Annotated in this window: 15 protein-coding genes; 8 read left to right on the top strand and 7 right to left on the bottom strand. The window is 37.3% G+C overall.

The window, feature by feature from the left end:
• Nucleotides 1–28: 28 nt before the first annotated feature.
• Nucleotides 29–2,635 carry a DNA mismatch repair protein MutS gene (mutS, locus tag J0A69_RS03165; RefSeq protein ID WP_206585058.1) on the bottom strand — a complete coding sequence of 869 codons (2,607 nt, stop codon included), beginning with the start codon at nt 2,633–2,635 and terminating at the stop codon, nt 29–31.
• A 92-nt stretch (nt 2,636–2,727) separates the two neighbouring features.
• Between mutS and J0A69_RS03160 the strand changes: the two genes are divergently transcribed.
• The gene (locus J0A69_RS03160) at nt 2,728–3,261 is read left to right on the top strand and encodes an RNA methyltransferase (RefSeq protein ID WP_206585057.1); all 534 of its coding nucleotides are present in this window, start codon (nt 2,728–2,730) and stop codon (nt 3,259–3,261) included.
• On the opposite strand, the gene J0A69_RS03155 is transcribed toward J0A69_RS03160, so the two are convergent.
• From J0A69_RS03155 to J0A69_RS03130, 6 genes are read right to left on the bottom strand one after another with little or no spacing between them, the layout of a single operon-like run.
• Nucleotides 3,258–3,671, bottom strand: a complete 414-nt coding sequence (locus J0A69_RS03155; RefSeq protein ID WP_206585056.1) for a hypothetical protein — start codon at nt 3,669–3,671, stop codon at nt 3,258–3,260. The genes J0A69_RS03160 and J0A69_RS03155 overlap by 4 nt on opposite strands.
• Before the next feature lie 43 nt (nt 3,672–3,714).
• Nucleotides 3,715–4,161, bottom strand: coding sequence for a PaaI family thioesterase (locus J0A69_RS03150; RefSeq protein WP_206585055.1), 447 nt, complete (start codon nt 4,159–4,161; stop codon nt 3,715–3,717).
• 11 nt (nt 4,162–4,172) lie between these two features.
• Entirely contained in the window at nt 4,173–4,766 is a 594-nt protein-coding gene (locus J0A69_RS03145; protein ID WP_206585054.1) for a hypothetical protein, read from the bottom strand.
• A 37-nt stretch (nt 4,767–4,803) separates the two neighbouring features.
• Nucleotides 4,804–5,562, bottom strand: a complete 759-nt coding sequence (locus J0A69_RS03140; RefSeq protein WP_206585053.1) for an SDR family NAD(P)-dependent oxidoreductase — start codon at nt 5,560–5,562, stop codon at nt 4,804–4,806.
• A gap of 29 nt (nt 5,563–5,591) precedes the next feature.
• A complete protein-coding gene (locus tag J0A69_RS03135) occupies nt 5,592–6,125 on the bottom strand; it encodes a YfiT family bacillithiol transferase (protein ID WP_206585052.1) in 534 nt (177 codons plus the stop codon).
• A gap of 7 nt (nt 6,126–6,132) precedes the next feature.
• A complete protein-coding gene (locus tag J0A69_RS03130; protein ID WP_317194829.1) occupies nt 6,133–6,684 on the bottom strand; it encodes a ComF family protein in 552 nt (183 codons plus the stop codon).
• A gap of 224 nt (nt 6,685–6,908) precedes the next feature.
• On the opposite strand from J0A69_RS03130, the gene J0A69_RS03125 reads away from it, so the two are divergent.
• The 7 genes from J0A69_RS03125 to J0A69_RS03095 all read left to right on the top strand — a co-directional run bounded on the left by J0A69_RS03125 (nt 6,909) and on the right by J0A69_RS03095 (nt 12,085).
• Nucleotides 6,909–7,250 (top strand): carboxymuconolactone decarboxylase family protein, encoded by a 342-nt coding sequence (locus J0A69_RS03125; RefSeq protein ID WP_206585050.1) that lies wholly within the window; start codon nt 6,909–6,911, stop codon nt 7,248–7,250.
• Nucleotides 7,251–7,258: 8 nt separating this feature from the next.
• On the top strand, nt 7,259–7,621 hold the full coding sequence (locus tag J0A69_RS03120) for a hypothetical protein (protein ID WP_206585049.1): 363 nt from the start codon (nt 7,259–7,261) through the stop codon (nt 7,619–7,621).
• Nucleotides 7,622–7,624: 3 nt separating this feature from the next.
• On the top strand, nt 7,625–8,386 hold the full coding sequence (locus J0A69_RS03115; protein WP_206585048.1) for an exodeoxyribonuclease III: 762 nt from the start codon (nt 7,625–7,627) through the stop codon (nt 8,384–8,386).
• Nucleotides 8,387–8,422: 36 nt separating this feature from the next.
• Entirely contained in the window at nt 8,423–8,824 is a 402-nt protein-coding gene (locus J0A69_RS03110) for an ATP-binding protein (RefSeq protein WP_206585047.1), read from the top strand.
• A 2-nt stretch (nt 8,825–8,826) separates the two neighbouring features.
• A complete protein-coding gene (gene ybeY, locus J0A69_RS03105) occupies nt 8,827–9,252 on the top strand; it encodes an rRNA maturation RNase YbeY (RefSeq protein ID WP_206585046.1) in 426 nt (141 codons plus the stop codon).
• 67 nt (nt 9,253–9,319) lie between these two features.
• Complete coding sequence (mnmG, locus tag J0A69_RS03100; protein WP_206585045.1) at nt 9,320–11,185, top strand: tRNA uridine-5-carboxymethylaminomethyl(34) synthesis enzyme MnmG; 1,866 nt, start codon at nt 9,320–9,322, stop codon at nt 11,183–11,185.
• A gap of 3 nt (nt 11,186–11,188) precedes the next feature.
• Nucleotides 11,189–12,085, top strand: coding sequence for a class I SAM-dependent methyltransferase (locus J0A69_RS03095; RefSeq protein WP_206585044.1), 897 nt, complete (start codon nt 11,189–11,191; stop codon nt 12,083–12,085).
• The last annotated feature ends 26 nt before the right edge of the window (nt 12,086–12,111 follow it).

The following is a 12,111-nucleotide window of genomic DNA, read 5'->3' as shown; positions in this document are numbered from 1 at the left end:
AATTCCAATATACAAAATAACTTTTCAACTAGTCTTCTAATTTTTTCTTTATCTCATGAAGCTTGAGTAATGCTTCAATTGGAGAAATTGCATTGATATCTATTTGATTAATCAATTCCTTGGCTTCTTGAAACTTAGGATCCAGTTCAAATAAACTTAGTTGATAATTGTTTTTAGGAATAGATTTTAAATTTTCCTTCTTTTCTTTCAGGGCCTTGTCCTTTTCAAGATGCCCCATGATTTCAGCAGCCCTCAAAACAACCGGGTTTGGCATACCGGCCATTTGAGCCACATGGATCCCAAAACTATGCTCACTTCCTCCAGCTTTTAATTTCCTCATAAAAATCACTTTATTCCCAACTTCTTTTACTGAGACGTTGAAATTTTTGATTTTAGGAAAATCCTCAGTCAATTGATTCAATTCATGATAATGGGTGGCAAACAATGTTTTGGCTTTATACTGAGCATGATTATGTAAATATTCCACAATGGACCATGCAATAGAAATCCCATCATAAGTAGAAGTCCCTCTACCAATTTCATCCATCAAAACGAGACTTCGATCCGAGAGATTATTTAATATACTTGCCGTCTCAGTCATTTCAACCATGAAAGTGGATTCCCCTTTTGAAAGGTTATCAGAAGCTCCAACTCGGGTAAATACCTTATCAATAATACCAACTCTTGCGAATGAAGCCGGCACAAAGCTTCCCATTTGAGCCATCAAGACAATCAAAGCCGTTTGCCTTAGCAAAGCAGATTTACCTGCCATGTTAGGTCCAGTAATGATAATTATTTGCTGACTGTCATGATCCAAGTAGATGTCATTTGGGACATAGTTTTCTCCAGGAGGCAACTGTTTTTCTATGACAGGGTGCCTACCATCTTTAAATTCTAAAGTTTCAGTTTCAGAAATTTTTGGACGGGTATACAAGTTGGAAAGCGCAATCTGAGCAAAAGAAAGCAAGACGTCCAAGGTCCCGATAATACGGGCATTTTGCTGAATCTGTGTCACATATTTTGCGGCCTCTTGTACCAGCTCAAGGAAATACTTTTGCTCTATACCCACTAAACGCTCTTCGGCATGAAGGATTTTTTCTTCATAATCCTTTAACTCTGGAGTAATGTATCGCTCAGCATTAACCAAGGTCTGCTTACGAATCCATTCTTGAGGGACTTTATCCTTATGAGCATGAGTCACCTCTAAGTAATAGCCAAAAACCTTGTTATAAGCGATTTTTAAAGAACTGATCCCGGTTTTCTGAACTTCTCGTTGTTGTAATTGAACCAAGAAATCCTTACCGGTATTTGCCAGGTTTCTATATTCATCAAGCTCTTCATCCACTCCATCCTTGATGATTCCTCCTTGATGCAAGAGCATTGGCGCATCTTCCTTCAGCTCGTTGTCAATTTTTTCCAAGAGGAATTCACAAAGATTCAATTGATCAGAAAGACGCTTTAATGTTGGGTTTTGCTGGGTTTTCAGCAGCTCTTTAATTGGAATAATTGCTTTAAGGGCTCTTTTGATCTGGTTGATCTCCCGTGGATTAGCTCTGCCAACAACAACTTTTGAGATTAATCGCTCCAGATCTCCAATATGCTTAAGCTCACCGACTATTTCTTCAATCAAACCTGAATTTTGATAGAAAAAATCCACCACATTGAGCCTTTCCTCGATTGCAGCCTTTTCTTTTAATGGCAGGACCATCCACTTTTTCATCATTCTAGACCCCATTGGAGTAACGGTTTGATCCAAAATCTGAATCAAAGGCACTCCTCCCTCATGCTGTGGATACACAAGCTCCAGATTTCTGATGGTGAACTTATCCAACCAGACGTACTTCTCTTCAGCTATTCTAGAAATGGCTGAAATATGCTGTATTTCCTTATGCTCTGTTTCTTCTAAATAATACAGGACTGCACCAGCCGCTATTATTCCCATTTCCTGATCTTCTATCCCAAAGCCTTTGAGGTTGGCTGTACCAAAATGGGTTTTCAGTTTTTCATAAGTGAAATCGAACTGGAAAACCCAATCTTCACAATGAAAAGTGATAAAATCGTTCTTTAGAAGATCCTGAGCGACTTTTTTGGCAGCTTTAGAAAAAATGATTTCGGATGGAGCAAAGCTTTGGATCAACTTCTCCAAGTAGGAAGAATTCCCTTCTGCACACATGAATTCCCCTGTAGAAAGATCCAAAAAGGCGATACCATGTTTCTCTTTTCCAAAATGGATAGATGCCAGGTAATTATTTCTTTTTGTATCCAGCACCTGGTCATTGAAGGATAGTCCTGGGGTCACTAATTCGGTTACTCCTCTTTTAACAATGCCTTTGACAGATTTTGGATCTTCCAATTGATCGCAGATTGCAACGCGATTTCCCGCGCGAACCAATTTCGGCAAATAAGTATCCAAAGAATGATGAGGAAAACCCGCCAACTCAATATGGGAGGCAGATCCATTGGCCCGTTTGGTCAAAACGATATCCAAAACCTTGCTGGCTTTGATCGCATCTTCGCCAAACGTCTCGTAAAAATCTCCAACTCTGAAAAGCAACAATGCGCCAGGATGTTTTGCTTTAATGGCATTGTATTGCTTCATTAAAGGGGTTTCTTTTCCATCTTTGGATTTGCTCATGGGGGGTATGCTTACTTTGTACTACTTTTGCTGGGATTATTCCCGAGTTTAAAACCTGAAAATAAGGCAATCCTGAAGCAGAACAAAAGGCGATGAAAAAATTAAGTATGGAAGAGTTGGAAAGGCTCTCAGTAGAGGATTATAAAAAAGTAAAAAAATCACCTATTGTATTGGTCTTGGACAATATCAGGAGCTTGAATAATGTTGGTTCGGCATTCAGAACAGGTGATGCATTTCGTATCGAAAAAATATATCTCTGTGGAATTACCGGAACTCCCCCACATCGCGATATTCAAAAGACCGCTTTAGGGGCAACAGATTCTGTAGAATGGGCTTATACTGATACAACCTTGTCCGCAATTGATTCTTTAAAAAATGAAGGTTACAAAATCTGTGCTTTGGAGCAGGTGGATCAATCTGTTAAACTACATGAATTCTTTCCAGAGCAAGATGATAAAATAGCATTAGTATTTGGAAATGAGGTATTTGGAGTAGAAGAAGAGGTATTGCAAGCCTCAAATTATGTGCTTGAAATACCTCAACTAGGAACAAAACATTCCTTAAATATCTCCGTGACGCTGGGAATTGCTGTCTGGGACTTAATGGTTAAACTGAAGCAGTTCTAATTTTTATTGAAACGGTATCTGATACCAAAGGAGCCGCGAAAAAGAGAGCCATCATCAAATGCCACAGTCGGAGCGCCTTCAATGTGGAATCCAAAATCTTTTTGTTCAAAAGGATAAATATTTAAACCTATAGGAACAACAACTCCGTCAAAAGCTCCGACTCGTAATCCTGCTCCTCCATAAAATTCAAACCGGTCTGTTTTGGTGAATATGTAATTCGCCACTAATTCGGCTGACATCGTCTCAAAAAAGGTGTCCGTTCCAACTCTGAATTCTGGAATAAATTTTTCACCAAACTGGTAATTAACTCCTAAGAAAGGCAAGTTACTTTGGTGAAAAGTGATTGTTGTCTGTGAATAAGAAGAGACGGAAATCAATCCAAAAAAAGCAATGATTAATAGTTTTTTCATGTCGTATAGTTTAAATGATCTTAACCTGTACGAGATGAACTACCTAAAGTTTTAAATCATTCATTTTAATGTGAGTTTTAATCATATTTGAGCTGGCTTTTGCGACAATTTTACCTGATTCTTTCTTGATAACTGCTTCCCAATGGTTGAGATTAGAGCCAGATCGAACCAAATTTGCTGTAAGTTCCAAGGTTTCTCCAATTTGAGCTGAAGCCAAAAAATCCACATTTAGATTGATGCTAGTCATTAAAAACTCTGTCCCTGTGACAAAATTTGCCATACCAATCGCATCATCCAGCATCAAAGAAGCCACTCCTCCATGAAGGATTTTAGCAGGATTGCACATTTCAGGCCTGACGAGATAATGGACTTTTATATGCTTTTCCGAAATTTCTTTCAAGACCCCAGAAAGCCAGTTTCCAGCAGCTGAGGGAGTTTTATCAAGTTTTTGATCAATTAGGTTTGTAAATAATTGGAGAGGAGAGGACATGCGGTAATGGGCTAATGATCTTCTAATAACTTAAAATAATCAGTCAAAGTCTCTTTGATTGCTTCTTTTTCCTCTTGTTCCTGCCAAAGAGGTTGCCATTCGTTAGAATCTTTGATCTGGAATCTGGCATCTTGCTCAATCCAAGGCTTCAATTGATTGATATAGCCAAAGAAAAGGTCGCGGTTCCCATTTTCAAAACTAAATTCCTTTTCATTTTCTTCAAGAACAGCTTTCAAAGTAATCGGCCAACCTAAATTCACTGGTTCAAGATAGATATAGGCCTCATCTTTCAAAGAATTAAGAATTATCCGAAGTTCCAGATTGGGAATTGAGTCAATTGCCTCTTTTCGGTCTTTATGGGAAAACAGAGTCATTTTAGCATCAGTCCTGGATTTCCGATCGTAATGAATGGCTCTTAGGTTCAAGAAAAACAGTCTATTTGAAGAATTGACTTTAAAAGTCCGGTCTTCTCCAGAATTGTTTGCTCTTTTTTCATTAAAAAATGACAAGGATAAGACTAAAACCAAGGAAGCAATCCCGAATATTTTCAGAATTTTAACCAGCTCTGGGGTAAAAATTTTATCCTTGTTATTCTGATTTGCCATATCATATTAACCCCAAATGCTGTCAAAGAGTTAAAATCTAATGGACATAAGACCCAGCATTGATATCTATACTTGCACCAGTGGCATGATCTGCAAAACCAGAGCAAAGCAGCGCTACCATAGGGGCTATATCCTCAGGTTTGGTTAGCTCATTTAGAGCGATATCATTCAATGCATAACTTTCTCCATACTCGGACAGAATTTCATTGGCCATGTCTGTTCTGGTAAAGCCTGGCGCAATCAAAAATGCCTTAATTCCCTGCTTTCCATAATAGCGTGCAAGAGATCTCGTCAAGCTGATTAAGGCTCCTTTAGAAGCTGCATAAGCCAAATAATCCGTAGTGTCCCCTCTAAATGCCGCTCTGGAGGAAATATTTACAATTCTACCTTCTTGAATTGTCTTTGCCTGATCTACAAACTCTTTGCACAAAATGCCAACAGCTGTAGTATTAACCTGAATTGTTTCATACCAGATTTCTGTCCATTTCTGCGTTTCTAGCGTATCTGGGGCTGATCTTGCTATCCCGGCATTATTTACAATTCCGGTTAGATGACCATATTTTTCAACTAATCTCGGGATGAATCCTATCACCTCATTAGAATCCGACAAATCACATTTTTCTGTAAAAGCTGGATTTTTCAATTCATCTTTCAACTTTAATGCTTCTGACTCATTGGCATTAAAATGTATGATGACTTCCGCACCGGATTCAGAAAGTTGCTTTGCAATAGCTCTTCCAATTCCTCTGGAGGCTCCTGTGACCAGAATTCTTTGACCTTTTAGTGAAATATTCATGTACCTAGAATAAATTTTTCTGTTGGTTATTACCAGTTTTCCCGAATCATCAATGATTGAATGTGAGCAAGATGATGCTTTCCATGCCAGCAATACATCAATGCGACCTCTTTGAGAGGTACTGACTTCTGGGATTCGGGATGAAAATATGTTTTTTCAAAATCCTCTGGAGACATTTGGTCTAAGATTAAACCCCATTTGAAATGGATATTTTTCAAAATACCAATAGAGATTTCAATGGGAAGCTTGCTATCACCCAGATTTGCCCAAGCAGCTTCATCATAAGGTTTGATGGTTGGGTTATTTTCTGTCAAAGCCAATTTGAACCTGACAAAAGCATTGATATGGCTATCCGAACAATGGTGAACCACTTGTCTTACAGTCCAGCCTCCTGGTCGGTAAGGAGTATCCAATTGTTCTTCGGATAAAGATTTTACCGTTGATTCCAGATACTTTGGAAGCGCTTTTATTTCTTCAATTGCCTCAGCAAGGTGTTCTTGAGTAATTTTTTCAGGAGAAGTGAATTTTCCGATTGGATATTTCAACAGTTCGATGTCAATCATAGTAAAGTTATTTTCCAGCTGCAATGGTGACCAAATCTACTGTTTTTGCACCATTAGCCAAAAGCACATTTGCACAGGCACAAAGTGTAGCACCTGTAGTTATTACATCGTCAACCAATAAAATTTTCAATCCATTTGGGGTTTCCTGGGTATTGAGCTTAAATACATCCTCAACATTACTCATTCGTTGGATCCTACTCTTTTTCGTTTGGGTTTCAGTAAATTTCTCTCTGATCAACAGGGGTTTCCACGGGATATTCATAGCTTCTGAAAGTCCTCTTGCAAACTCCTCGCTTTGGTTATAACCCCTTCTTCTTTGCTTCATAGGGTGTAAAGGCACGGGTATAATCAAATCCCAGTCCTCAGCAAATCCGGTTTTAAATAATTCCTGACCATAAAGATTTCCTAATTTTATCCCGATCTGGGGTTTATTTCTGTATTTCAGTTTATGCAGTATTTTTTGACTCATTCCCTCTTTGGTAAACCTCAAAAAAGCCATCGCTTTATTGATTTGGGTCAGTCCTTTTAGTTTTTCAGTCAAATCATTGTCAGAAGGCATGATATGGTAGAGTGTTTTAGGAAGAGTTCCAACACAAATTTTACAGAGGCAATTCTCAAAATCAAATAAACTCCGACCACACAAATCGCAGTTTCTGGGGAAAATCAGATCAAAAAAATCTTTTAAAAATAGTAAACCCATTATCAAAAAGTTCTGTTAGTGAAAACCACGGGCGAATACCTGTTATATTTGCCTGTAAATGTGTATCCTAAACTGTTAATTTAATGAATCTCATAGAGGAATTCAATGAATACAGAGCCAAGATGAATGAAAAGGTTCTGGACTCTGACAATAAAGTGATCAAGAGGATCTTTAATTTGGATACCAATGCTTATGCAGAAGGTTCGCTTGATATCAAAACCAAAGAAATGTTAGGACTCGCATGCTCGATGGTTTTGAGATGTGATGATTGCATCAAATACCATTTGGGCAAGTGCCATGAGGTAGGAATCAATAAAACTGAAATATTTGAGGTATTTTCCATAGCCACTTTGATCGGCGGTACTATTGTTATTCCACATTTAAGAAGAGCAACAGAATACTGGGAACAACTTGAAAATCAATAATTTATAAGATGTTTAAGAAGGATTTAGATCTGGAAAAAAGATGGTCGAAGCTGTTGGATGGTTTAAAAGAAACTATTGGGAAGAAACCATCCGATCTAAATGGCGTTTTGTTTTTGATAGGTGTCCAGGAGCTAGGCCAAGGCAATAAAACCTTTTCAAAAGAGCAAAAGCAAGATTTGATGCATATTGCTGTTTGTAAAGTATTGAGCTATGATGGATTTTACGAATTGGACTTCGTAGATCAGGAAGGTTGGCCTCATTGGAAGCTAGTGAAAGAGCTTCCTCACTTTGATTTGCTTGAGCAAGAAAAATATTTAAAAATACAAGTACTCGAATACTTCGAAAAAGAGTACGAAATAGAAATAAAGTAATCCATGAAAATTGTCTCCTATAATGTAAACGGAATCAGGGCTGCTATGAACAAAGGGTTCGTAGATTGGCTGAAAGCCGTTAATCCAGAAGTAGTTGGTTTACAGGAAGTTAAGGCAGATGAAAATCAAATTGACCAATCAATTTTCAAGGATTTAGGGTATGAGATTTATTGGTATCCAGCTCAAAAAAAGGGGTATAGCGGAGTAGCAATTTTGAGTAAAGTAACTCCAAAATCTGTAACTCATGGGATGGGATTAAATAAGTATGATGACGAAGGGAGATTGCTAGAACTTGAGTTTGATAATTTCTCTTTTTTGTCTGCCTATTTTCCTTCAGGGACTACAGGTGATATTCGTCAAAGCTTCAAATATGAATTTCTTGACGATATATATGGATACATGCAGGATTTAAAAAAGACAAAACCAAACCTGATTTTGAGCGGAGATTATAATATCTGCCATAAGGCTATCGATATTCATAATCCTATTTCCAATAAAAATAGCTCTGGCTTTTTACCTGAAGAGCGTGCTTGGATGGATAAATTTACTGAAAGTGGATTTACCGATACTTTCAGACATTTCAATTCCGATCCACACCATTATACTTGGTGGAGTTATAGAGCAAATGCCCGGGTAAAAAATTTAGGTTGGAGAATCGATTATCACATGGCTACAAGCGAAATGAATGACAGGCTGAAAAGTTCTGTAATTTTACCAGAAGCCAAACATTCGGATCATTGTCCGATTTTACTAGAAATAGCGTAAACTGAATTACTATTGATCATTGAAAGAAGACCATAGATGAAATCAATTAAAATTTCCATTCCTTCTCTAATTGAGAATATTAAAATAATCGAAAGTTTTATCGACAATGCTCGGGAAAACTTCGAAATCAATGATGATATCTATGGAAATATCATGATTTCGGTTACAGAATGTATCAGCAATGCCATTATTCATGGAAACCAACATGACAAGAATAAACTGGTCCATTTGGAATTATTCATGGAAGATCAACTTCTAAGATTCATTATTCAAGACGAAGGTCCAGGATTTGACTACAATGAATTGAAAGATCCAACGGCACCTGAGAATATTGAAAAAACAGGAGGTAGAGGCATTTTCCTGATCAAGCATTTGAGTGACGAGGTAAAATTTGAAGAAGATGGTAGAAAGACCATTTTATCTTTCTACATGAATTAATCATGGCAATTAATTTCTTTCAAGAAGAAACTCCATTTCAACTCAGCAAGAAACTAGCAAGGAAGAAATGGTTAAAATCAATAGCAGAAACAGAAAGCTTCAAAATCGTAGATTTGAATTATATTTTCTGCAGTGACGAGTATTTGTACTCAATCAATGTCGAATACCTAAACCATCATACTTACACAGATATCATCACTTTTGATAACTCTGAAGGAGATTCGGAAATTGAAGGAGACATCTTTATAAGTATTGATCGCGTAAAGGAAAATTCTGAAAAGCATCAAACTTCTATTGAAGACGAATTAAGTAGAGTCATCAGTCATGGTTTATTCCACTTGATGGGATACAAAGACAAGAAGAAGTCTGAAGCTAAAATCATGCGAGCCAAAGAGGAGTTCGCAATAAATTTATTTAAATCAACCTAGTGTTCCACGTGAAACAGTTCAGCAATTAACACGAACTGTTTCACGTGGAACAGTAATAAATAGAATCATGTTTCCAAAATATGATGTCATAGTAGTAGGGGCTGGACATGCCGGTTGTGAAGCCGCACATGCTGCCGCAAAAATGGGTTCAAAGGTTCTTCTTTGTACTATGAACATGAATACTATTGCCCAGATGTCATGCAATCCTGCAATGGGTGGGGTAGCAAAAGGGCAAATAGTTCGTGAAATAGATGCTCTTGGAGGGATGTCAGGGATAATTTCTGATAAATCTATGATCCAATTCAGGATGCTCAATAGATCAAAAGGTCCTGCTATGTGGTCTCCAAGGTCACAAAATGATAGAATGAGATTTGCGGAGGAATGGAGATTAGCTCTAGAACAAACTCCAAATGTAGATTTCTGGCAAGAAATGATAACCGGAATTTTAGTAAAGGATGGTAGAATCAAAGGCGTCAGAACAAGTATTGGGATAGAAATAGAGTCAGAAAGTGTAGTTCTAACCAATGGAACATTCTTAAATGGAATCATCCATATTGGTGAAAAACAGTTTGGAGGAGGTAGAACAGGTGAATCAGCAGCTAAAGGAATTACTGAACAACTGGTTTCATTAGGTTTCGAATCAGGAAGAATGAAAACGGGGACTCCACCAAGAGTGGATGGCAGAAGTCTGGATTACTCCAAAATGGAAGTACAGTACGGAGACGAAAACCCTGAGAAATTCAGTTATTCTGATGAAACAAGCCCAATCAAAGAGCAAAGAACTTGCTGGATAACCTATACAAATAAAGAAGTCCATGAAACATTAGAAGAGGGATTTGATCGCTCTCCAATGTTCAATGGACGAATTCAAGGTCTTGGACCACGATACTGCCCTTCAATAGAGGACAAGATCAATAGATTCGCAGAGAGAGAAAGACATCAAATATTTGTAGAACCGGAAGGCTGGGATACAGTAGAAATTTATGTCAACGGATTTTCAACTTCTCTTCCTGAAGATGTTCAATACAAAGCAATACAAAAGATTCCGGGTTTTGAGAATGCCAAAATGTTTAGGCCTGGATATGCCATTGAATATGATTTCTTTCCACCTACACAGCTAAAATTAACTCTAGAAACCCAATTGATTGAAAACTTGTATTTCGCAGGACAAATCAATGGGACAACCGGATACGAAGAAGCAGCTTCTCAAGGTCTAATTGCAGGAATTAATGCAAGCTTAAAAGTTCAAGAAAAAGATCCATTCCTTCTAAAAAGATCAGATGCATACATAGGAGTATTGGTAGACGATTTGATTAATAAAGGCACTGAGGAACCTTATAGAATGTTTACTTCCAGAGCTGAGTTTAGATTGCTATTAAGACAGGACAACGCAGATTTGAGATTAACTCAGCTAGGATATGATATAAATTTGGCAAGTCAAGAGCGTTTGAATAAAATGCTAAACAAAAAGAAAGAAACTGCCAGATTAATCAATGATCTTAAACAGAAAAAACTAGCTCCTGATCAAATCAATGAAGGTCTTGAAACCATTCAAACTGCTGAAATAAAGGAAAAAATTGCAGCAGAAAAATTATTGAAAAGACCCCAGATAGGAATTGATCAACTCATGGATCTAGATCCAGATATGAAATCATTCCTTGAAGGTTTTTCTAAAGAAGTCAGGGATCAGGCTGAAGTCCAGATTAAATATGATAGCTACATAGAAAAGGAACAACAAATGGTCGATAAATTAAGCAACATGGAAAACTATAAGATTCCATTGAAATTTGATTATCTGACCATACCTGCTTTATCCAATGAAGGAAAACAGAAACTGAATAAGATCAAACCTGAAACACTAGGCCAAGCCTCTAGAATATCAGGTGTATCTCCTGCAGACCTTTCCATCCTTACAGTATATTTAGGAAGATAAACCATGGCCGAAAGACTCACTAAATGCCCACTCTGTAAAAGTGGGCTTTTTCTTAATTATAAAGAGATAGTAGACCACGCTGTAAGCAAAGAGACATTCATAATCTGTAAATGTCAAAACTGCTCTTTGCTCTTTACCAACCCTAGACCGAAAGAGGAAAAAATAGGGCCTTATTATGATTTCCCTGAGTATTACTCTCATGAGAAGAACAATAAAAACCTGACACAACTGATTTATAATAAAGTCAGAAATTATGCAGTTCTACAAAAAGTCAAACTGATATCAGAACTGAAGGAACCAGGTAAATTATTGGATTATGGATGTGGAACCGGTGAGTTTCTACAAGCAGCACAATTAAAAGGCTGGACAATTAAAGGTATAGAGCCTACTGAAAAAGCTCGAAATCAGGCCAATCAAATTTTGGACGGAAAAGTCTTAGAAAACATTGAATTACTTGAGGATAAAAAGAAGTTTGACATCATTACTTTATTCCATGTTTTAGAGCATATTCATACCTTAAGAAAAACGACTAAAAAGATTATAAAACGCTTAAAATCAGATGGTTACATACTAATAGCAGTACCAAATCCTACTAGTTTTGATGCACTAAAATACCGAGAAAATTGGGCAGGATGGGACGTTCCTAGACACCTGTACCATTTTGATGAAACAGCTATTACAAACTTCGAACAGATTTTCGATTTGGATTTGGTTAGAACTGTACCCATGCCTTTTGACAGTTATTATGTATCCTTACTTTCCGAAGGCTATACAAAGCCCAAGCAAAATTTGATTTCTAAATACCTTAAGGCGGTAAAATCTGGTTGGGACTCCAATAAAATCGCTAAAGGTCATTCAGGAAAGTATTCCAGCAACCTCTTTATTTTTAAAAAGAAGTGAAAAACTTAGTTAACATAGGAATTTTC

This window comes from Algoriphagus pacificus, assembly GCF_017254845.1.
Taxonomy (GTDB): Bacteria; Bacteroidota; Bacteroidia; order Cytophagales; family Cyclobacteriaceae; genus Algoriphagus; species Algoriphagus pacificus.
Note: the sequence above shows the minus strand (reverse complement) of the source record. Positions and strands in the feature narration are given on the sequence as shown.

Bases quoted from the DNA above. Each gene is read 5' to 3' on its own strand.
- mutS (WP_206585058.1), bottom strand. From the start codon at position 2,635: ATGAGCAAATCCAAAGATGGAAAAGAAACCCCTTTAATGAAGCAATAC.
- J0A69_RS03135 (WP_206585052.1), bottom strand. From the start codon at position 6,125: ATGATTGACATCGAACTGTTGAAATATCCAATCGGAAAATTCACTTCT.
- J0A69_RS03115 (WP_206585048.1), top strand. From the start codon at position 7,625: ATGAAAATTGTCTCCTATAATGTAAACGGAATCAGGGCTGCTATGAAC.
- J0A69_RS03140 (WP_206585053.1), bottom strand. From the start codon at position 5,562: ATGAATATTTCACTAAAAGGTCAAAGAATTCTGGTCACAGGAGCCTCC.
- J0A69_RS03110 (WP_206585047.1), top strand. From the start codon at position 8,423: ATGAAATCAATTAAAATTTCCATTCCTTCTCTAATTGAGAATATTAAA.
- J0A69_RS03095 (WP_206585044.1), top strand. From the start codon at position 11,189: ATGGCCGAAAGACTCACTAAATGCCCACTCTGTAAAAGTGGGCTTTTT.
- J0A69_RS03160 (WP_206585057.1), top strand. From the start codon at position 2,728: ATGAAAAAATTAAGTATGGAAGAGTTGGAAAGGCTCTCAGTAGAGGAT.
- J0A69_RS03120 (WP_206585049.1), top strand. From the start codon at position 7,259: ATGTTTAAGAAGGATTTAGATCTGGAAAAAAGATGGTCGAAGCTGTTG.
- J0A69_RS03125 (WP_206585050.1), top strand. From the start codon at position 6,909: ATGAATCTCATAGAGGAATTCAATGAATACAGAGCCAAGATGAATGAA.
- J0A69_RS03150 (WP_206585055.1), bottom strand. From the start codon at position 4,161: ATGTCCTCTCCTCTCCAATTATTTACAAACCTAATTGATCAAAAACTT.
- J0A69_RS03155 (WP_206585056.1), bottom strand. From the start codon at position 3,671: ATGAAAAAACTATTAATCATTGCTTTTTTTGGATTGATTTCCGTCTCT.
- mnmG (WP_206585045.1), top strand. From the start codon at position 9,320: ATGTTTCCAAAATATGATGTCATAGTAGTAGGGGCTGGACATGCCGGT.
- J0A69_RS03145 (WP_206585054.1), bottom strand. From the start codon at position 4,766: ATGGCAAATCAGAATAACAAGGATAAAATTTTTACCCCAGAGCTGGTT.
- J0A69_RS03130 (WP_317194829.1), bottom strand. From the start codon at position 6,684: ATGCCTTCTGACAATGATTTGACTGAAAAACTAAAAGGACTGACCCAA.
- ybeY (WP_206585046.1), top strand. From the start codon at position 8,827: ATGGCAATTAATTTCTTTCAAGAAGAAACTCCATTTCAACTCAGCAAG.